Source organism: Conexibacter woesei Iso977N (assembly GCF_000424625.1).
Lineage (GTDB): Bacteria > Actinomycetota > Thermoleophilia > Solirubrobacterales > Solirubrobacteraceae > Baekduia > Baekduia woesei_A.
Map to the genome: position 1 here is coordinate 2,371,733 of NZ_AUKG01000001.1, position 18,069 is coordinate 2,389,801.

Annotated in this window: 19 protein-coding genes; 8 read left to right on the forward strand and 11 right to left on the reverse strand. The window is 71.6% G+C overall.

Annotation, left to right across the window (positions count from 1 at the left end; translation table 11 throughout):
* Positions 1 to 17: 17 nt before the first annotated feature.
* Positions 18 to 302 carry an SHOCT domain-containing protein gene (locus H030_RS0111700; RefSeq protein ID WP_027006245.1) on the reverse strand — a complete coding sequence of 95 codons (285 nt, stop codon included), beginning with the start codon at positions 300 to 302 and terminating at the stop codon, positions 18 to 20.
* A 23-nt stretch (positions 303 to 325) separates the two neighbouring features.
* Positions 326 to 775: a DUF6325 family protein gene (locus tag H030_RS0111705; RefSeq protein ID WP_027006246.1), complete on the reverse strand. Its 450-nt coding sequence runs from the start codon at positions 773 to 775 to the stop codon at positions 326 to 328.
* Positions 776 to 883: 108 nt separating this feature from the next.
* Here H030_RS0111705 and H030_RS0111710 point away from each other — a divergent pair, with 108 nt between their 5' ends.
* The gene (locus H030_RS0111710) at positions 884 to 1,438 is read left to right on the forward strand and encodes a hypothetical protein (RefSeq protein WP_027006247.1); all 555 of its coding nucleotides are present in this window, start codon (positions 884 to 886) and stop codon (positions 1,436 to 1,438) included.
* Here the strand turns inward: H030_RS0111710 and H030_RS31410 are convergent.
* Entirely contained in the window at positions 1,425 to 2,663 is a 1,239-nt protein-coding gene (locus H030_RS31410; protein WP_035126132.1) for a threonine/serine ThrE exporter family protein, read from the reverse strand. The two genes, H030_RS0111710 and H030_RS31410, sit on opposite strands and share 14 nt — an antisense overlap.
* Positions 2,650 to 3,078, reverse strand: a complete 429-nt coding sequence (locus tag H030_RS0111720) for a DUF7144 family membrane protein (RefSeq protein ID WP_155891986.1) — start codon at positions 3,076 to 3,078, stop codon at positions 2,650 to 2,652. Before H030_RS0111720 ends, H030_RS31410 begins: the two co-directional genes overlap by 14 nt.
* A gap of 87 nt (positions 3,079 to 3,165) precedes the next feature.
* Here H030_RS0111720 and H030_RS31415 point away from each other — a divergent pair, with 87 nt between their 5' ends.
* From H030_RS31415 to H030_RS0111750, 6 genes are read left to right on the forward strand one after another with little or no spacing between them, the layout of a single operon-like run.
* A complete protein-coding gene (locus tag H030_RS31415) occupies positions 3,166 to 4,731 on the forward strand; it encodes a Na+/H+ antiporter NhaC family protein (protein ID WP_081690766.1) in 1,566 nt (521 codons plus the stop codon).
* Complete coding sequence (locus H030_RS0111730; protein WP_027006249.1) at positions 4,731 to 6,260, forward strand: YfcC family protein; 1,530 nt, start codon at positions 4,731 to 4,733, stop codon at positions 6,258 to 6,260. Before H030_RS31415 ends, H030_RS0111730 begins: the two co-directional genes overlap by 1 nt.
* A gap of 18 nt (positions 6,261 to 6,278) precedes the next feature.
* Entirely contained in the window at positions 6,279 to 7,514 is a 1,236-nt protein-coding gene (locus H030_RS0111735; protein ID WP_027006250.1) for an arginine deiminase, read from the forward strand.
* 21 nt (positions 7,515 to 7,535) lie between these two features.
* Complete coding sequence (argF, locus tag H030_RS0111740) at positions 7,536 to 8,543, forward strand: ornithine carbamoyltransferase (RefSeq protein WP_027006251.1); 1,008 nt, start codon at positions 7,536 to 7,538, stop codon at positions 8,541 to 8,543.
* Between the two features lie 3 nt (positions 8,544 to 8,546).
* Positions 8,547 to 9,491 carry a carbamate kinase gene (gene arcC / locus H030_RS0111745; RefSeq protein WP_027006252.1) on the forward strand — a complete coding sequence of 315 codons (945 nt, stop codon included), beginning with the start codon at positions 8,547 to 8,549 and terminating at the stop codon, positions 9,489 to 9,491.
* A gap of 21 nt (positions 9,492 to 9,512) precedes the next feature.
* On the forward strand, positions 9,513 to 12,248 hold the full coding sequence (locus tag H030_RS0111750; protein ID WP_027006253.1) for a cation-translocating P-type ATPase: 2,736 nt from the start codon (positions 9,513 to 9,515) through the stop codon (positions 12,246 to 12,248).
* A 5-nt stretch (positions 12,249 to 12,253) separates the two neighbouring features.
* On the opposite strand, the gene H030_RS31420 is transcribed toward H030_RS0111750, so the two are convergent.
* The 4 genes from H030_RS31420 to H030_RS31430 form a co-directional block, all read right to left on the reverse strand.
* The gene (locus H030_RS31420) at positions 12,254 to 12,877 is read right to left on the reverse strand and encodes a hypothetical protein (RefSeq protein ID WP_035126134.1); all 624 of its coding nucleotides are present in this window, start codon (positions 12,875 to 12,877) and stop codon (positions 12,254 to 12,256) included.
* Entirely contained in the window at positions 12,801 to 14,219 is a 1,419-nt protein-coding gene (locus H030_RS31425; RefSeq protein WP_196809091.1) for an APC family permease, read from the reverse strand. Before H030_RS31425 ends, H030_RS31420 begins: the two co-directional genes overlap by 77 nt.
* An 85-nt stretch (positions 14,220 to 14,304) precedes the next feature.
* Positions 14,305 to 14,967, reverse strand: a complete 663-nt coding sequence (locus tag H030_RS0111770) for a response regulator transcription factor (RefSeq protein ID WP_051222376.1) — start codon at positions 14,965 to 14,967, stop codon at positions 14,305 to 14,307.
* Positions 14,968 to 15,030: 63 nt separating this feature from the next.
* Positions 15,031 to 15,798 (reverse strand): hypothetical protein, encoded by a 768-nt coding sequence (locus tag H030_RS31430; RefSeq protein WP_196809092.1) that lies wholly within the window; start codon positions 15,796 to 15,798, stop codon positions 15,031 to 15,033.
* A 91-nt stretch (positions 15,799 to 15,889) separates the two neighbouring features.
* Between H030_RS31430 and H030_RS31435 the strand changes: the two genes are divergently transcribed.
* Positions 15,890 to 16,702: a hypothetical protein gene (locus tag H030_RS31435; protein ID WP_051222377.1), complete on the forward strand. Its 813-nt coding sequence runs from the start codon at positions 15,890 to 15,892 to the stop codon at positions 16,700 to 16,702.
* Here the strand turns inward: H030_RS31435 and H030_RS36940 are convergent.
* From H030_RS36940 to H030_RS31445, 3 genes are all read right to left on the reverse strand, one after another.
* Positions 16,699 to 17,262: a phosphatase PAP2 family protein gene (locus tag H030_RS36940; protein WP_051222378.1), complete on the reverse strand. Its 564-nt coding sequence runs from the start codon at positions 17,260 to 17,262 to the stop codon at positions 16,699 to 16,701. The genes H030_RS31435 and H030_RS36940 overlap by 4 nt on opposite strands.
* A 73-nt stretch (positions 17,263 to 17,335) precedes the next feature.
* A complete protein-coding gene (locus H030_RS0111790) occupies positions 17,336 to 17,743 on the reverse strand; it encodes a membrane protein (RefSeq protein WP_027006255.1) in 408 nt (135 codons plus the stop codon).
* Positions 17,743 to 18,069 carry an STAS domain-containing protein gene (locus H030_RS31445; protein ID WP_051222379.1) on the reverse strand — a complete coding sequence of 109 codons (327 nt, stop codon included), beginning with the start codon at positions 18,067 to 18,069 and terminating at the stop codon, positions 17,743 to 17,745. Before H030_RS31445 ends, H030_RS0111790 begins: the two co-directional genes overlap by 1 nt.

The window sequence follows — 18,069 nt, forward strand, 5'->3', positions numbered from 1 at the left end:
AAGCGGGCACCAACGCGTCAGACCGCGTTCAGGATCTTGCTCTTCTGGATCGCGAACTCCTCGTCGGTCAGCACGCCCTGGTCGTGCAGCGCGCCGAGCTTCTGCAGCTGCTCGATCGGGTCGACCGCCGGGGCGGCGGGCGCGGGCGGCGGGGCGTACTGCTCCGGCGGCGCCTGGTCATAGCCGCCGCTGTCCTGCTGGGCCCAGCGGTTGGCCTGGCGGCGGGAGACGCGGTTGCTGACGGATGTCGCCGTTCCGGCGATCACCGCGGTGCGGGCCATCCCGCGCAGCAGTCCTGGCATGTTGTCGTCCTTCCTGGTGGTTGTCAGGCCGACGCGGCTTCGAGCGCGTCGAGCGCCGCGATCAGCGCCTGGATCTCGATCCGCCCGTCGGCGAGCAGCAGCCCGCCCGAGCGGCGCAGCGCGATCGCCAGCGGCGCCGCCCAGCGGTTCTCGTAGACGAGGATCGCGGCGGAGTCGCCGGGATCCATCGCGGCCGCCGCCTCCTCGAGGTCGGCGTGGTCGACCAGGCCCGAGGCCGCGCCCGCGAAGACCGCGAACGGGCTGTCGGCGCCCAGGTGGTCGAGGTCGAGCGCCTCGACGGAGCCGTCGTCGCCCTTGGCCACGAACGCGATGTCCAGCACTCGGATGATCCCCCTGTCGGCCAGGTCCACGATCATCGGCGCCAGCTCACCGCCGTCCGGGCGCCTGCCCGGCCAGCCCAGCACGATCCAGTCGACCGGGCCCATGTCGTCAAGCTCGGCGTCACCGCTCATCGCTGCTCCCTTCGTCGGTTAGGTGCCCCATGCTCCACCGCCCAACCGGCCCGCACATCGCCCGATCGGGATGACGCGCGCCGACGCGCCATCCCCGACGATCGCGCCATGACCACCGCCGAGCCGTCCACGCCGCCCACGCCGCCGGCCGAGCCCAGGCACGGCCACAGCCCGTGGCTGTGGGTCTCGATCGCGCTCGTCGCCGCCTGCATCGGCCTGCTCGTCTGGGGCATCCACAAGAACAACGAGCTCGACGACGCCAACAGCGCGCACGCCCAGACCACCGCGGCGATGACCGACGCCTACAGGGACGTCAACGACGAGCTGGGTCAGACCAACGACCAGCTCGACCAGGCCGGCAGCCAGGTCAGCCAGGCCCAGAGGACCGCCGACCAGGCCCAGAGGGACGCCGACGCCGCCGAGCAGAAGGCGCAGAGCGCGAGCGACGCGCAGGCCAGGTCGCAGGCCGAGGCCGACGCCGCCCAGAGGCAGATCGACGCCGCGCAGTCCAAGGCCGACGTCGTCAGGAGCTGCGCCTCCGCCTACGCCTCGGCGATCGGCACGCTGCTCGACGGCGACGACGTCAGCGCGCAGCTGACCAGGGTCAAGGCCCAGCTGAGGGACATCAGCGCCGAGTGCAGGGCCGCGCTCAGCGCCGAGTGATCGTCGCGCGCGTCGCGTCCAGGCCCTGGAACAGCGTGACGCCGCAGAGGACGCCGAGGGCGACGGAGACGATCGAGCCGATCGGCTTGACGAGGTCGGCGGCGGTCGCCGAGGAGGGGTCGCCGACGATGGTCGCCACGCCGATCAGGCCGAGCGCGCCGGGGACCAGGAGCCAGAAGGCGGGGAGGAAGGTGACCTGCGACGGCGGGCCTCCGGGGAGGCGGGCGATGGCCAGCGCGACCGGGGTCATGGCGAGGGCGCCGACGAAGCCGGACATGTCGGGCCCGATCAGCTCGCTGCCCAGCTGCTGGGCCAGCCACGCGACGACCAGCACCAGCAACAGCCAGGGCAGTGCGCCGCGCGGGGCGCTGAAGTAGGCGGCGGCCGCGCAGCCGAACACCAGCACGCCGAGCCACGGCGCCCAGCCGCCGAGCAGGTTGGCGTGGGCGTCGGCGACCGCCGCCGCGCGCGGCAGCCCGGCGATCTCGGCGCCCGCGACGATCCCGAAGGCCAGCAGCAGCAGGCTCACGGCACCGGAGACGAGGCGGCTGGCGCCGGCCATCATCTGCCCGGAGGCCAGCTCGACGATCCCGGTCGTCAGCATCCCGCCCGGCAGGAACGTGATCAGCGGGGCGATCAGCGTGCGCAGCCCGGCGTCGTCGGCGATGCCGCGGGAGATCAGCTCGAAGCTCAGCGCCGACACCAGCGTCGCGCACAGCGCGGGCACGAGGATCGTCAGCGCGTGATGCCCGCGCGAGACCAGCAGCAGCACCCCGACCACCAACCCCAACAACGCCGAGAGCGCGACGTCGACCGGCGTCGGCTGCAGCACCAGGCACAGCCCGACGGTCAGCATCGTGTAGGCCAGCACCTGCACGAGCGCGCCGCGCCGCGGCGGCAGCGCCCGGATCCGCCGCACCTCCGCCAGGCCCGCCTCCGGCCCGACGTCGCCGCGCTCCGCCGCCTCGACGAGCGCGTACAGCTCGGAGATCTGGTCGAGCCGCAGGTCCGAGGCCAGCGACGGGATCGTGTCGGCCGTCGCCCACGCCCCGGGGCCCGACGACACGATCAGCGCCGTCGGGAACACGAGGATCCGCGCGTCGCCGTCGCCGGCGGCGGCGGCGACGCGCAGCAGGCGCTCCTGCACCTCGGCGACGCCGGCGCCCGCGAGGATCAGCGCGCCGCCGAGCTCCAGCAGGAACGCCTCGCGCTCAGCGTCGCCCACCGTGCGCGATCAGCGCGTAGAGCACCAGGATGTCGAGGCCGAACAGCGTGATCGCCAGGAACGGGTAGCCGGGGATCGCCAGCAGCTGCGCGATCCCGTTGAGCGCCACGCAGCCGATCGCGAACCAGCGCCCGACCTGCCCGCCCGCCCAGATCGAGAACGCGGCGATGAACTGCGCGCCGCCGAGGATCGCGGCGACCCAGCCCCACGTGTTCAGGTCGCTGATCACGTAGTGGGCGTCCGAGATGTAGAAGTTGGCCGAGTCGATCGCGGCGATCCCGTAGATGATGTTGATGACGCCCAACATCATCAACATGACGCCGGCGAACGTCGTCCAGGCGCGGCCGTCCTCCTCGACGGCGGCCTGCGCGCGGGCACCGGGCCGTTGCGGTTCCGATGAGAAAGTGGTCGACATGGTCGCGACGCTACGGTCGCCGCGCGGCCGCGCCATCGTCCGAACGGGGTGATGCGCCCGCGCCGCGCCGGCCGGAGACTCGCCGCGATGGCCGCGGACGACCACGACGACGCCGCCGCGCCCGCGGACCCGCAGCCGCGCGCCCCGAGCCTGCTCGACGCGCTCGCGCCGGTCGTCGTCCTGATCGCGCTGATCGCGCTGACGATCGGCCTCTTCGGCGTCAGCGCCACCGACGGCCCGCTGCAGGTCGCCCTGCTGCTCAGCGCCGCGTTCGCCGCGCTCGTCGCCTTCAAGAACGGCTTCACGGTCGCCGCGGTCTCCGAGGCCGCGGTCGGCGGTGTGACGACCGCCGTCAGCGCGATCTTCATCCTGCTGGCCGTCGGCTCGCTGATCGGCACGTGGAACATGTGCGGGACGATCCCGACCGTCGTCGACTGGGGCATCCGGCTCCTGAACCCGTCGATCTTCTACCTGGCGACGTGCGCGATCTGCGCGCTCGTCGGCATGGTCACCGGCAGCTCCTGGACGACCGCGGGCACGCTCGGCGTCGCGTTCGTCGGGATGAGCAAGGTGATGGGGTTGAGCGAGGCGACCGCCGCGGGCGCCGTCATCTCCGGCGCCTACTTCGGCGACAAGATGACGCTGCTGAGCGAGACCACCATCCTGGTCCCGAAGCTCGTCGGCCGCGGGCTGACCGTCGGCCAGCACATCAAGAACATGCTGTGGGTCTCCGGCCCCGCGCTGGCGATCAGCCTCGTGCTGTTCCTGATCCTCGGCCTCGGCGCCGACACCAGCGCCGCGCAGTCGACCGACGAGGCGCTGAAGGTCCTCAACAGCGCCTTCAACATCTCGGTGCTCAACCTGCTGCCGCTGGCGTTGTTGGTGTGCTTCACGGTCAAGAAGGCGCCGCCGTTCCTGGCGATCATCGGCTCCTCGCTGTGCGCCGGGATCCTCGCCTGCTTCACGCAGTGGGACAACGTGAAGGCCTTCGTCGACGAGCCCGGCCTGTCGCCGCTCGGCGTCGGCATCAAGGGCATCTACGCCGCGATGGCGACCGGCTACGTGTCGAAGACCGGCAACGACGCGATCGACGCGCTGTTCTCCCGCGGCGGGATGGCGAGCCTGCTGACGACGGTCTGGCTCGTGCTCGCCGCGCTGTCCTACGCGGCGATCCTGGAGCGCGCCGGCTTCCTGGAGCGGCTGCTGCGCCCGATCGTCGCTCGCGCGCGCTCGCGCGGAACGCTGATCGCCGCGGTCAACGCCAGCGGCATCGGCCTCAACGCGATCGCCGGCGACCAGTACGTCGCCGACGTCCTGCCCGCGCGCATGTACCGCGACGAGTTCGCCCGCCGCGGGATCGCGCCCGAGGTGCTCTCGCGCGCGGTCGAGGACTCCGGGACCGTGACGTCGGTGCTGATCCCGTGGAACACGTGCGGGGCCTACATCTCGGGCGTGCTCGGCGTCTCGACCGCCTCCTATCTGCCGTATTGCTTCTTCAACCTCGCCAGCCCGATCCTCGACGTCCTCTACGGCTTCGTCGGCTTCAAGGTGCGCGAGGTCCCGCCCGAGGATCCGGCGTCGTGCCCGCCTCCGGAGAACGGGGTGTCGGCGCCCTTGCCCGTCAACCCCCTGCCGACGACGGTGAAGCCCTGATGTCGACGGACGTCCACGAGCCGCCGGTCGCGACGGTCCCGCCGCCGGAGGAGCGCAAGCCGTTCAGGTTCCCGACCGCGTTCACGGTCCTCGCCGCGGTCCTGCTGCTCGTCTGGGTCGCGACGTTCTTCGTCCCCGCCGGCGCCTACCAGCTCGACAAGGCCGGCGGCCCGAAGCCGGGCACCTACCACCGGCTTAGGTCCTGCAGCGACGTCGAGCCCGGCGTGCAGTGCGTCAACACGTCGTTCACGTTCCGCTTCAAGCAGCTCTGGGACGCGCCGCCGCACGGCCTCTACGGCGTCGAGAACAGCAGGGGCCTGGTCGGCGCCGACGAGTCCGGGTTCCTGTACGGGTCGGCCCCGATCTTCCTGTTCGTGCTCGCCGTCGGCGCCTTCATCACGGTGACGATGAAGACCGAGGCGATCCAGACCGGCATCGGCCGCCTGGCGCTGCGCTTCCGCCACAGCGGCTCGGTGCTGATCGCGATCCTGATGCTGGTGTTCGCGCTCGGCGGGACCTCCTACGGCATGTGGGAGGAGTCGCTCGGGTTCTTCGCCCTGCTCGTGCCGCTGGCGCTCGCGCTCGGCTATGACCGCATGACCGGCGCGGCGATCATCTTCCTCGGCGCCGGGACCGGCGTCATCTGCTCGACCGTCAACCCGTTCGCGACCGGCGTCGCCTCCGACGCCGCGGGCGTCAGCCTCGGCGACGGCATCGGCCTGCGCATCGCGATGTGGATCGTTCTGGTCGCCTGCGCGATCGGCTACGTGATCCTGCACGCGCGGAGGGTGCGCAGGGAGCCGTCGGAGGACGAGGACGTCGCCGAGGTGCCGCGGCTCGGCGGGCGCCAGAAGGTCGTGCTCGCCATCTTCGCGCTGGCGTTCATCATCATGATCTACGGGTTCATCCCGTGGGACGACCTCTGGCAGGAGGGCTGGAACACGGACTTCCCGCTGCCGACGTTCGGGAACTTCTACTTCCCCGAGGCCGCCGCGCTGTTCCTGGTGATGTCGGTCGTCGTCGGGATGATCGCCAAGCTCGGCGAGGAGGAGACGGTCAACACGATCGTCGCCGGCGCGGGCGACTTCCTGTCGGCCGCGCTGATCGTCGTCTTCGCGCGCGGGATCACGGTCGTCATGAAGAACTCCTACATGACGGACACGATCCTGCACTCGATGGAGAAGGCGGTGTCCGGCACCTCCTCCAGCGGCTTCGCGGTCCTCGCCTTCATCGTCAACCTGCCGATCGCCTTCCTGGTGCCGTCGTCCTCGGGCCACGCGGCGCTGGTGATGCCGATCCTCGCGCCGCTGGCCGGCTTCGCGGGCGTGCCGCGCGAGCTCGCGGTCACCGCCTACCAGTCGGCGTCCGGGCTCGTGAACCTCGTGACCCCGACGTCGGCCGTGATCATGGGCGGCCTGACGCTGTCCAAGGTCGGCTACGACAAGTACCTCAAGTTCGTCTGGCCCTACCTGCTCCTCGTCTTCGTCGTCGTGTGCGCCTTCCTCGGCGTCGCGGCGGCGACGAGCTGAACCCGGAAAGGAACCCCGATGACCGCCGACAAGGTCCTCACCACCAACGCCCTCGGCGTCCACTCCGAGGTCGGGACGCTGCACACCGTCATGGTGCACCGCCCGGACCTCGCCCACGAGCGGCTCTCGCCGTCCAACTGCCACGAGCTGCTGTTCGACGACGTGATCTGGGTCCGGCGCGCGCGCCAGGAGCACGACGCGTTCGTCGACCTGATGCGCGAGCGCGGCGTCGAGGTGCTGCTGTTCCACGACATGTTGACCGAGACGCTCGCCGACCCCGAGGCGCGCGAGTGGGTCCTGTCGCGGCGGCTGCGCCCGGAGGACGTCACGACGATGTTCGCCGACGAGATCAGCGCGTGGATGACGGCGATGCCCGCCGACGAGCTGGCGACGCGGCTGACCGGCGGCGTGACCGTGCAGGAGCTGCCGGGCGAGCTGGCGACGACCGTCGGGCGCGCGCTGGCGCCGACCGACTTCGTGATCGCGCCGCTGCCCAACACGTTGTTCATGCGTGACACCAGCGCGTGGATCTACGGCGGGGTCTCGATCTCCTCCATGTACTGGCCCGCGCGCCAGAAGGAGACGCTGAACCTCGAGGCCGTCTACCGCTTCCACCCGCGCTTCAAGGGCACCAGGATCTGGTTCGGCGGCGTCGACCACGACTGGGGCGGCGCGACCGTCGAGGGCGGCGACGTGATGCCGGCCGGCGAGGGCGTCGTGCTGATCGGCCAGGGCGAGCGCTCCAACGCGCGCGCGGTCTCGATCCTCGCCAAGGAGCTGTTCAGGGAGGGCGCGGCGCGCCTGGTCATCGGCGCGCTGATGCCCAAGGACCGCGCGGCGATGCACCTCGACACGGTGTTCACCTTCTGCGATCGCAACGTGGTCACGGTGTTCGAGCCGGTCGTCTCGCAGATCAAGCCGATCCGCTACTTCCCCGACGGCGACGGCGGCGTGCGCGCCGAGATCAGCGAGCGCTCGTTCCTGGACGAGGTCCGCGACGAGCTCGGCGTCGAGGCGCTGACGGTCGTGGCGACCGGCGGCGACGAGTTCGAGGCCGAGCGCAACCAGTGGGACGACGGCAACAACGTCGTCGCGCTGGCGCCGGGCGTGATCGTCGCCTACGAGCGCAACGAGGCCACCAACTTCAAGCTCAGCCGCGCCGGCGTGGAGGTCCACGCGATCGCGGGGCAGGAGCTGGGACGCGGGCGCGGCGGCGGGCACTGCATGACCTGCCCGGTCGTCCGGGACAACTAAGACCAACCCAAGGACCATGACATGAGCACCGTCGTCGACCTCCACGGCCGCCACCTCCTCACCCTCAACGACTACTCGGCCGCCGAGATCACCTACCTGCTCGACCTCGCCGCCGAGCTGAAGGCCGCCAAGCGCGACGGCCGCGAGGAGCAGCGGCTGGTGGGCAAGGAGATCGCGCTGATCTTCGAGAAGGACTCGACCCGGACGCGCTGCGCGTTCGAGGTCGCCGCCTACGACCAGGGCGCGCACGTCACCTACCTCGGTCCCGGCGGCTCGCACATGGGCCACAAGGAGACCGTCAAGGACACCGCGCGCGTGCTCGGGCGGATGTACGACGCGATCGAGTACCGCGGCTTCGCCGAGACCGCGGCCGACGAGCTGGCGCAGTGGGCGGGCGTCCCGGTCTACAACGGGCTGACCGACGAGTGGCACCCGACGCAGATCCTCGCGGACTTCCTGACGATGCGCGAGCACGTCGACAAGCCGCTGCAGCAGGTGTCGTTCTGCTACCTCGGCGACGCGCGCTTCAACATGGCCGACTCGTACCTGACCGGCGGCGCCAAGCTCGGCATGGACGTCCGGATCGCCTCGCCCAGGAGCCTCTGGCCGGCGCCGGAGATCCTCGACCTCGCGCGCACGTTCGCGGCCGAGAGCGGCGGGCACGTGCTGGTGACCGAGGACGTCGCCGAGGCCGTCAAGGGCTGCGACGTCCTGCTCACCGACGTGTGGGTGTCGATGGGGGAGCCCAGGGAGGTCTGGGCCGAGCGCATCGCGTTGTTGAAGAACTACCAGGTCAACAGCAAGGTGATGGCCCTGACCGGCAACCCCGACGTCAAGTTCATGCACTGCCTCCCGGCCTTCCACAACACCGAGACCGCGGTCGGCAGGCAGATCTTCGACGACCACGGCATGGAGGCGCTGGAGGTCACCGACGACGTCTTCGAGTCCCCGGCGTCGGTCGTCTTCGACGAGGCCGAGAACCGCATGCACACGATCAAGGCGGTCATGGTCGCCACGCTGGGGGCCTGAGCGATGCGCGCGGTCGTCGCCCTCGGCGGGAACGCGCTGCTGCGCCGCGGGCAGCCGCTCACGGCCGACAACCAGCGCGAGAACGCGCGGGCGGCGTGCCGCGCGCTGGCGCCGGTGGCGGCGTCGACCGAGTTGGTGGTCTCGCACGGCAACGGCCCTCAGGTCGGGCTGCTCGCCCTGCAGGGCGCGGCGTACACGGCGGTCGACACCTACCCGCTGGACGTCCTCGGCGCCCAGACCGAGGGGATGATCGGCTACATCCTCGAGCAGGAGCTCGGCAACGAGCTGCCCGCCGAGCGCCAGCTGGTCGCGATGCTCACGCAGATCGAGGTCGACCCCGACGACCCGGCGTTCAGGCGGCCGACGAAGCCGATCGGGCCGCAGTACTCCGACGGCGAGGCCGCGAGGCTGGCCGAGGAGAAGGGCTGGGCGTTCGCGCGCGACGGGTCGTCGATGCGCCGCGTCGTGCCCTCGCCGCTGCCGCAGAGGATCTACGGCGTCGAGCCCGTCAAGCTGCTGCTGGAGGCCGGCTGCGTCGTGATCTGCGCGGGCGGCGGCGGGATCCCGGTGATGCATGTCGATGAAGACGCCGTCCCGGGCAAGCGACTTGTCGGGGTCGAGGCGGTCATCGACAAGGACCTGGCGAGCGCGCTGCTGGCCGAGGCGCTGGGCGCCGACGTCCTGGCGCTGGTCACCGACGTGGACGCCGTCTACCGCGGCTGGGACACGCCGGAGCAGGAGGCGATCGCCACGGCGACGCCGGAGCAGCTGAGCGGCGACGAGTTCGCCGAAGGCTCGATGGGCCCGAAGGTCCGCGCGGCGTGTGCGTTCGTGGAGCGCACCGGCCGCCGCGCGGCGATCGGGTCGATCGAGGACACCGCGGCGCTCGTGCGCGGGGAGGCGGGCACGCGGATCGCGCTCGCCGCCACCGCGGCGGGCACACGTTGACCGAAGGACATCGAGAACGTCATGGCGACCATCCCGGCACCCGCACCCCCCGAGGCGCACCCGACCTGGCACATGCTCAGCGGCGAGGGCGTCGCCGAGGAGCTGCACGTCGAGCCCGCGCAGGGCCTGACGTCGGCCGAGGCCGAGGCGCGGCTGGCGCAGTACGGCCCCAACAGATTCGCGGAGGCCAGGTCCGAGCCGCGCTGGCACGCGTTCGTGCGCCAGTACCAGGACCCGATGCAGTTGGTGCTCTTGGGCGCCGGCATCGTGTCGATCTGGCCGGTCAGGCAGGCGGGCACCGGCATCGTGATCCTGCTGCTGACGGTGCTCAACGCCGTCCTGGGGCTCAACCAGGAGGGCAAGGCGGCGGCCGCGGTGGCGGCGCTGGCCAAGATGATGATCGTCAAGGCGCGCGTGCGGCGCGACGGCGCGCTGGCGCAGGTGCCGTCCGAGCAGCTCGTCCCGGGCGACGTCGTCGCGGTCGAGGCCGGCGACGTCGTGTCGGCCGACGGGCGGCTGCTGGCGACCGCGACGCTGGAGGTCGCCGAGGCGGCGCTGACCGGCGAGAGCCTGCCGGTCTCCAAGGGCGTCAACGCCGTCGCCGAGCCCGAGGCGCCGCTGGGCGACCGGACCGACATGGTGTACATGAACACCAACGTGACGCGCGGCACCGGCGAGTTCGTCGTGACCGCGACGGGGATGGAGACCGAGGTCGGCCACATCTCCGGGATGCTCCAGCAGCAGGACGACTCCAAGTCGCCGCTGACCGTCCAGCTGGAGCGCCTGACCAAGCAGCTCGTGACGATCGCCGGCCTGGCGCTGGTGGCGAGCGTGGCCATCAACATGGCCCGCGGCCAGTCGTTCAGGGACGTGTTCACGGTCGCGGTGGCGTTCGCGATCGCGGCGATCCCGACGGGGCTGCCCGCGGTCGTGACGACCATCCTGTCGCGCGGCACGCGGCTGCTGGCCGACGCGAGCGCGATCGTCAAGCGGCTGCGCTCGACCGAGACGCTCGGCGCGACGTCGGCGATCTGCTCCGACAAGACCGGGACGCTGACGCTCAACCAGATGACGGCGACCGAGCTGGTGATCCCGGGGCGGCGCTACACGATCTCCGGCAGCGGCTACTCGACCGAGGGACATGTCCAACATGCCTACGGCGATCCCGACGTGCCGCTGGAGCAGTTCATGCTCCCGTGCGCGCTCGCCTGCGACGCGGTCGTGACGGCCGGCGGCGAGATGATCGGCGACCCGACCGAGGGCGCGCTCGTGGTCCTGGCCGCCAAGGGCGGGCTCGACGTCACGGCGACGCGCGAGCGCTACCCGCGCGTCGCGGAGCTGCCGTTCGACACGGCCTACAAGTTGATGGCGACGTTCCACGGGATGCCCGACGAGCACGGGCGCGACGTGGTGCGCTGCTTCGTCAAGGGCGCGCCGGACCAGCTGCTGGCGCGGTCCGGGTCGCACCTGGATCCGTCGCTGGTCGCCGCGCCGGTCGACGACGCGTTCCGCGAGCGTTACCTGAGCGAGAACGAGCGCCTGGCCGCGCAGGGCCTGCGCGTGATGGCGACCGCTCGGCGCGACTTCGACCCGGCGACGTTCGACCCGGCGACCGACCTGTTGGCCTTGATGGACGACCTCACGATGTTGTCCTTGGTCGGCATCGTCGACCCGCCGCGGCCGGCCGCCAAGGCGGCGATCGCGACGGCGCGCGAGGCGGGCGTGCAGGTCCGGATGATCACCGGCGACCACGCGATCACCGCAGGGGCGATCGCCAGGGAGCTCGGGATCCCGGGCCGCGCGATCTCCGGCGCGCAGTTCGCCGAGATGGACGACGAGCAGGCCGACCGCGAGATCGACGAGATCGGCGTGATCGCGCGCGTGACGCCGGAGCAGAAGGTCCGGCTCGTGGACATCCTGAAGCGGCGCGGGCACGTCGTTGCGATGACCGGCGACGGCGTCAACGACGCGCCGGCGCTCAAGCAGGCCGACATCGGCATCGCGATGGGCATCACCGGCACCGAGGTCTCCAAGGAGGCCGCGGCGATGATCCTCACCGACGACAACTTCGCGACGATCGTCAAGGCCGTCGAGATGGGCCGCGGGTTGTACGACAACCTGGTCAAGTACATCCGCTTCCAGATGGGCGTGCTGGCCGGGATGATCGTGACGTTCCTGGGATCCAGCATCCTCAACATCGTGGCGGGCGTGCCGTTCCTGCCGCTGCAGACGCTGTGGGTGAACTTCACCACGCAGGTCTTCCAATCGGTCGGGCTCGGCTACGGCAAGCCGTCCGAGGGGCTGATGGAGCGCTCGCCGCGCAGGCCGGAGGCGCCGATCCTCGACACCAGGAGCACGCGCTGGTTCATCATCGCCGGGTTGGTCATGGGCGCCTCGACGCTGGCCGTCGCGGCCGGTGCCGAGCACGACCACGGGCTCGGCCTGGCGCGCACGATGGCGCTGACGACGTTCGCGATCAGCAACCTGGTGTTCTCGTTCACCGCCCGCGACGAGCTGCGCTCGATGCTGAGCCTGGAGACGTTCGCCGACCGCCAGTTCGTCGTGACGTCGCTGATGTCGGCGGTGTCGATCATCCTGATGACCGAGACCGGGTTCCTGCAGCGGGTCCTGGACACCGTCGAGCTGAGCGGCAACCAGTGGCTGATCTGCATCGCCGGCGGCCTGGTGATCGGCGTGGCGTCGGAGATCCGCAAGCTGCTCCTGCGTCGCTCGGTCGCCGCGACCGCGGCCGGGTGACGCGGTCAGGATCCCGCGATCGACGCCCTGCACCTGGGGGCGAGCGCCCTGATCTCGTCGACGGCCGTGGCCAGGCCCTCGTCGAGGCTGGGCGCCTTCGGGATCTCGGCGACGACCTCGAGGATCGCCCTGCCGCAGGCGGCCGCGGCCTCGGCCCTGGAGGCGGACTCGCGCGCCTGCGCGTCGGCCTCGGCGGCCTTGGCCTCCGCGGCCTTCGCGTCGGCCTCGGCGGCGGCGACCTTGGCGTCGGCCTCGGCGTCCGAGCCCGCTTCCGCGGCCGTCCTCTGCGCGGCGGCCGCCTGCTCCTGCGCGGTCTCGGCCGCGGCGTGCGCGGCCCTGGCGTCGGCCTGGGCCTTCGCGGCGTCGGCCTCGGCCTGCTCGGCCTGGGCCTCGAGCTCGGCGACCGTCTCGTCGCGGCGGTTCAGCTGCCTGCGGACGAGCAGCAGGCCGGCGCCGGCGGCGGCGACCCTGCGGGCGTCGATGCCCTCGTCGCTGGTGGTGGACGTCGACGTCGCCGTCGTGGTCTGCGCGACGGTCGTGGTCGTGTCGTCGTCATCGCCGCAGGCGCTCAGGCCGAGCGCGAGCGCGATCCCGGCGAGGGCCGCTGCTGAGGTTCGGTGCCGTGGCATGTTCATCATCTTCCGGGTTCGCGGCATCGGGTGTGTGGTGACGAGTGGTCAGGAAGTCGAGCAGGACGGCGAGCAGGCCGATCGCCAGGATCGCCCCGAACGTCGCGCGGTCGTTCTGCCACGTGTCGACCGCGAAGAAGCCGAGCACGATCACGGCGACCGCGATCGCCGCGGCCGTCAGGACCGTGCTCGCGCCCGTCTCGGACCGGCGCCGCCAGCCCGCGATCCCGACGAGGACGAACACGACGAGCGCGATCGCGCTGCCGACCGAGGCGATGGCCGAGAGGTCGACGAGGTTGGCGATCACCAGCACGGTCCCGGCGGTGAGCAGCAGCCCGACGTGCGCGCTGCCGATCCCGCGGCGCCCGAAGAACGCGGGGAACTGGCCGGACTGCGCGAGCGAGCGCGTCAGGCCGCCGGAGGCGTAGAGCGTGGCGTTCAGCGACGACGCGGTCGCCAGGACCGCGGCGAGCGCCATCATCACGAAGCCGGTCTCGCCCAGCGCGGGGCGCGCGGCCTCGGCGATCGCGGTCTCCCCGTAGCGCGTGACGTCGGTCACCGAGAGCGTCCCGAACACGCCGAGCGCGATCAGGACGTAGAGCGCGGCGGTGATGCCGATCGCGCCGGACATCGCGCGCGGGAGGCCGTGCGCGGGGTCGCGCAGGTCGCCGACCGAGAAGCTGATGACGCTGAAGCCCAGGAACGCGAAGAACGTCAACGCGACGCTCGCGACGATGTCCGAGACCGACGGGTAGCCGCTGAACGCGAGCAGGCTCCAGTCGGCGTCGCCGACCGTCACGACGATGAACACCGTGAAGACCGCGAGCTCGATCAGGACGATCGCCGACTGCGCGCGGTCGACGAGCCGCGACCCCATCATGTTGATCCCGAGCGTGAGCAGGACGACGAACGACGTGAACACGTTGTCCCATCCCGCCGCCGCGTCCCTGCCGACGAACAGCGACGTCGCGTAGCTGCCGAACGAGACGGCGACCATCGCGCCGACGATGACGATCGCCGAGACGTAGCCGAGCCACGAGGCGATCCCGACCAGGCGGCCCTTGCCGAAGCCCGCGACGAGGTAGGCGATCAGGCCGCCCGAGGACGGGTAGCGCACGCCGAGCTTGACGACCGTGTAGCCGAGCAGGCCCGCGACGATCCCGGCCAGCAGGAACGAGATCCACACCGCCGCGCCCGCGACCGCGCCGGCCTCGCCCAGCAGCGCGAAGATGCCGGCGCCGACCATCGAGCCGATGCCCAGGAACGTCGCGCCCCTGACGCTCATCGTTGCCCGGACCGGCTCGGCGACCGCCTCCGGCTCGTCGGTGGGTGGCACGCTCACCGGTCGACCGTACGGCGCGTCGGCACCCGCCGCGAGGAGGCGCACACCACCGTCGCCGCGTGCCCGCAGCCGGAAACGCGGCGGCTCAGCGCAGCTCGTAGCCGACGCCGCGGCGGGTGCGCAGCGCCTCGGGCGCGCCGGCCGCGCGGAGCTTGCGGCGGATGCGCGCCACGTAGGCGTCGAGCGTGTTGTCGCTGACGGTCGCGCCGTCGGGCCAGCCCGCGGCGACGAGCTGCGCGCGCTCGATCAGCTCGCCGCGGTGGCCGGCGAGCAGGGCGAGCAGGCGGAACTCGGTGGGGGTGAGGTCGACGCGGCCGGCCGCGGCGGTCACCGACATCGTCGCGGTGTCGAGCCGCGCGTGGGCCGAGACCGGCGCGGGCCCGATCAGTCCGCCGACGCGCACGAGCAGCTCGGCCAGCATGAACGGCTTGACGAGGTAGTCGTCGCCGCCCGCCGCAGTGGCCGCGCGGCGGGAGGCGACGTCCGGGTCCCTGGAGGTGAACAGCACCGGCGTCGCGACGCCGCGGTCGCGCAGCCGGCGGCAGACGTCGCGGCCGTCGGCGCCCGGCAGGTCGATGTCGACGATCAGGACGTCCGGCGGCGCGGCGCCGAACGCCAGCTCGGCATCGGGCCCGGTCGCGACCGCGGTCGTCTCGAACCCACCCTGCGTCAGCGCACGCCGCAGCGCATCGCGCAACGCATCGTCGTGCTCGCAGATCCCGGCCCGCAGCGGCGGCGCGTCGCTCATCAGGACCCACCATGCCCTGCGGCACCTGACACGTTCCTGAACGCGCGCGCCGATGCGTGACGTTCAGGTTGCGGTCAGGCTCGCCGACTGGTCCTTCCTCGTGATCGTCAGGTAGGCGACGAGCGCCAGGATGCAGCCGAGGAAGATGTAGGACGTGCCGGTCGTGCCGAGGCCGAGGCCGCCGTACTTGTGGCTCTTCTGCGACATCTCGTCGCCGATCGAGGCGCCCAGCGGGCGGGTCAGGATGTAGGCCAGCCAGAACGACAGGATGGCGTTCATCTTGAACACGTAGTGCGCGAAGGTGACGGCCGCGATCGCGCCGCCGAAGATCGCGATCGAGACGGCGTAGCCGAGGTCGGCCTTCTCGGCCAGGAGGTCGCCGGCGGCCGTGCCGAGCGCGAAGGTGAACAGGATCGCCAGCCAGTAGAACGCCTCGCGGCGGGTGGTGACGATCGTGTGGATCGACAGCGTGCGCTCGACCGCGTACCAGACCCCGAAGACCACGGCGAGGATGACGGCGAAGATCGGCGTCGTCGTGGTCAGCGCGACGTTGTGGCCGTCGGTCAGGTTGTCGGTGATGAGCGTGCCGAACACGGAGATGACGACGACGACCGCCCAGTAGGCCACCGGCACGTAGCGGCGCAGCTGGAACTGGACGATCAGCAGCACGGCGAGCAGACCACCGGTCACGTAGGTCGTGTTGGTCAGCCCGAAGCCGAGGTTGTCGTTGAGGTAGTCGGCCGCCGTCTCGCCGACGGTCGTGCACATGATCTTGATCACCCAGAAGAAGAGCGTGACCTCTGGGACCTTGTTGAGCATCTTGCGGGTCATGGCGCCCAACGGTGGCGATCGAACCTTGCAACGTCCTGACTGCTCGCCGTTCAGGAAGCCGTCAGGTAGCGCGGACTACGTTGCCGCGACGATGAGCCGACCCACCTCTTCCCCCACGAAGCTCCCCTCGAAGTTCGCCCCGAAGGTGCCCGAGATCACGGCGCTGTTCTGGGTCATCAAGATCCTGACGACCGGCATGGGCGAGTCCGCCTCGGACTTCCTCGGCCAGCAGTCGGTGCCGCTGGCGGGCGCGATCGGCGTCTTCGGCCTGTGGTTCGCGCTGCGGCTGCAGCTGCGCCAGACCAGGTACCGGGCGCCGGTCTACTGGTTCGCCGTGCTGATGGTCGCCGTGTTCGGGACGATGGCCGCCGACGGCATCCACGACGGCGCGTCGCTGCCCTACAGCGTCACCACCGCCTTCTACGCCGCGGTCGTCGGCGCGATCTTCTTCTTCTGGCACCGCTCGGAGGGCACGGTCGACATCCACTGCATCGACACGCCGAGGCGCGAGAAGTTCTACTGGGGCGCGGTCCTGGCGACGTTCGCGCTCGGCACCGCGGCGGGCGACCTGACGGCGATGCCGCTCAACCTGGGGTTCTTCGACTCCGCGCTGCTGTTCGGCGGGATCATCCTGGTGCCGGCGCTGGCGTGGTGGAAGTTGGGGTTGAACCCGGTCGTCGGGTTCTGGGCCTCCTACGTCGTGACCCGGCCGCTGGGCGCCTCGTTCGCCGACTGGTTCGGCAAGCCGGTCAGCCAGACCGGCCTCGGCCTCGGCGACGGCACGGTGACGGGCCTGGCGCTGATCGTGTTCATCGCCCTGGTCGCCTACACCGCGATCGCCAGGAACGACATCCAGGGCCGGGCGACCCGTCCGGTCCTGCGCCCGCAGCCCTCCGAGGGCTAGGCGACGCGGCGGCGCAGCAGCGGGAGGTCGCCGGCGCGGTCGGCGAGGCGATCGGTGAGCGCGCGGGCGCGTGGGGCGTTGACGGCCAGCGCGGTCGCCGCGCCGAGCGCCGCGCCGGCGAGCACGTCGGTCGGGTAGTGGATGCCCATCGCCACGCGGGTGACCGCCAGGACCGTCGCGGCGACGAGGGCGACGATGCCCGCGCGGCGGTCGTGGAGCAGCAGCGCGGTGGCGATCGCGAAGGCGGCGGTCGCGTGATCGCTCGGGAAGCCGGGATCGGCCGCGTGGGCGGCGAAGAGGTGCACGCCGTGCGGGTCGGCGACGAACGGCCGCGGCCGGTCGACGACGCGCGCGACGATCCCGGCGAGCGCGAGCGCCACCCCGGCGCTCAGCCCCGCCGAGACGACCGCGCGCCGCGCCGCGCCGAACAGCGCGAAGGCGACCAGCAGCGCGCCGAGGAACAGCGCCTCGGACAGGTTGGCGTACAACACCAACATGTCCTCCAGGCCGTCCACGTGGAGGAAGAGGTGGTTGAGGTCCTTGACGAGCGAGAGGTCCATGCACGCTCCATGGTGCGCCGCGGCACCTGACGGATTCCTGAACGGGCGCGGCGTCTCCTACACGCCCGGTGGTTCAGGACTCGCGGCGCAGCGTGCGGCGGGCGTCGGTCGCGTAGAGCGCCCAGGCGATCAGGGCCGGCTGGAAGAGCAGGCGGACGGCGCGCTTGGTGTCGGTGTCGAGGCCGAAGGCGTCGCGGTGGTTGGTCAGCTGGGCGAGGTTGCCGGGGAAGACGGCGATGAAGAGCGCGGCGGTCGCGGCGCCGACGGCGGCGCGGCGGGGCTGCTTCCACGTGGTGAGCAGCGCGGTCGCGAAGCTCAGCTCGACGACGCCCGAGAGCAGGACCGTCGTGTCCTTGTCCAGCGGCACCCAGTTCGGGACCTGCGCCTGGAACTCCTGGCGCGCGAACGTCAGGTGCCCGGTGCCCGCGACCAGCAGGAAGCTGCCCAGCGTGAGCTGCGCGGCGGTGCGCAGGCGGCCCATCAGGCCGTCGCCTCGGCGAACCGGAACACCGTGGTCAGCCCGGTCAGCTCGAACGTCCGATGCACCTCGGGCCGGCCCGGGATCAACACGTAGGACGAGCCCGACGACTCGGCGTTGTTGTGGACGTCGATCAGCGCCCGCAGCCCGGAGGAGTCGATGAAGCTCAGGTCGCGCAGGTCGATCTCGAGGCGGCCGCCGCCGGCCCATGCCTCCTGGACGGCCTCGCGCAGCTGCGCCACGCGCGCGAGGTCCAGCTCGCCCGTAAGGCGCAGGCGCGCGACGTCGTCCTCACGCTCGACGGTGATCTCGAAGCTTCCTGCATCCAT

Bases quoted from the DNA above. Each gene is read 5' to 3' on its own strand.
- H030_RS31415 (WP_081690766.1), top strand. From the start codon at position 3,166: ATGGCCGCGGACGACCACGACGACGCCGCCGCGCCCGCGGACCCGCAG.
- H030_RS0111750 (WP_027006253.1), top strand. From the start codon at position 9,513: ATGGCGACCATCCCGGCACCCGCACCCCCCGAGGCGCACCCGACCTGG.
- H030_RS0111770 (WP_051222376.1), bottom strand. From the start codon at position 14,967: ATGAGCGACGCGCCGCCGCTGCGGGCCGGGATCTGCGAGCACGACGAT.
- H030_RS0111705 (WP_027006246.1), bottom strand. From the start codon at position 775: ATGAGCGGTGACGCCGAGCTTGACGACATGGGCCCGGTCGACTGGATC.
- H030_RS0111735 (WP_027006250.1), top strand. From the start codon at position 6,279: ATGACCGCCGACAAGGTCCTCACCACCAACGCCCTCGGCGTCCACTCC.
- H030_RS0111720 (WP_155891986.1), bottom strand. From the start codon at position 3,078: ATGTCGACCACTTTCTCATCGGAACCGCAACGGCCCGGTGCCCGCGCG.
- argF (WP_027006251.1), top strand. From the start codon at position 7,536: ATGAGCACCGTCGTCGACCTCCACGGCCGCCACCTCCTCACCCTCAAC.
- H030_RS31435 (WP_051222377.1), top strand. From the start codon at position 15,890: ATGAGCCGACCCACCTCTTCCCCCACGAAGCTCCCCTCGAAGTTCGCC.
- H030_RS0111700 (WP_027006245.1), bottom strand. From the start codon at position 302: ATGCCAGGACTGCTGCGCGGGATGGCCCGCACCGCGGTGATCGCCGGA.
- H030_RS0111790 (WP_027006255.1), bottom strand. From the start codon at position 17,743: ATGGGCCGCCTGCGCACCGCCGCGCAGCTCACGCTGGGCAGCTTCCTG.
- H030_RS36940 (WP_051222378.1), bottom strand. From the start codon at position 17,262: ATGGACCTCTCGCTCGTCAAGGACCTCAACCACCTCTTCCTCCACGTG.
- H030_RS31420 (WP_035126134.1), bottom strand. From the start codon at position 12,877: ATGCCACGGCACCGAACCTCAGCAGCGGCCCTCGCCGGGATCGCGCTC.
- H030_RS0111730 (WP_027006249.1), top strand. From the start codon at position 4,731: ATGTCGACGGACGTCCACGAGCCGCCGGTCGCGACGGTCCCGCCGCCG.
- H030_RS31430 (WP_196809092.1), bottom strand. From the start codon at position 15,798: ATGACCCGCAAGATGCTCAACAAGGTCCCAGAGGTCACGCTCTTCTTC.
- H030_RS0111710 (WP_027006247.1), top strand. From the start codon at position 884: ATGACCACCGCCGAGCCGTCCACGCCGCCCACGCCGCCGGCCGAGCCC.
- arcC (WP_027006252.1), top strand. From the start codon at position 8,547: ATGCGCGCGGTCGTCGCCCTCGGCGGGAACGCGCTGCTGCGCCGCGGG.
- H030_RS31445 (WP_051222379.1), bottom strand. From the start codon at position 18,069: ATGGATGCAGGAAGCTTCGAGATCACCGTCGAGCGTGAGGACGACGTC.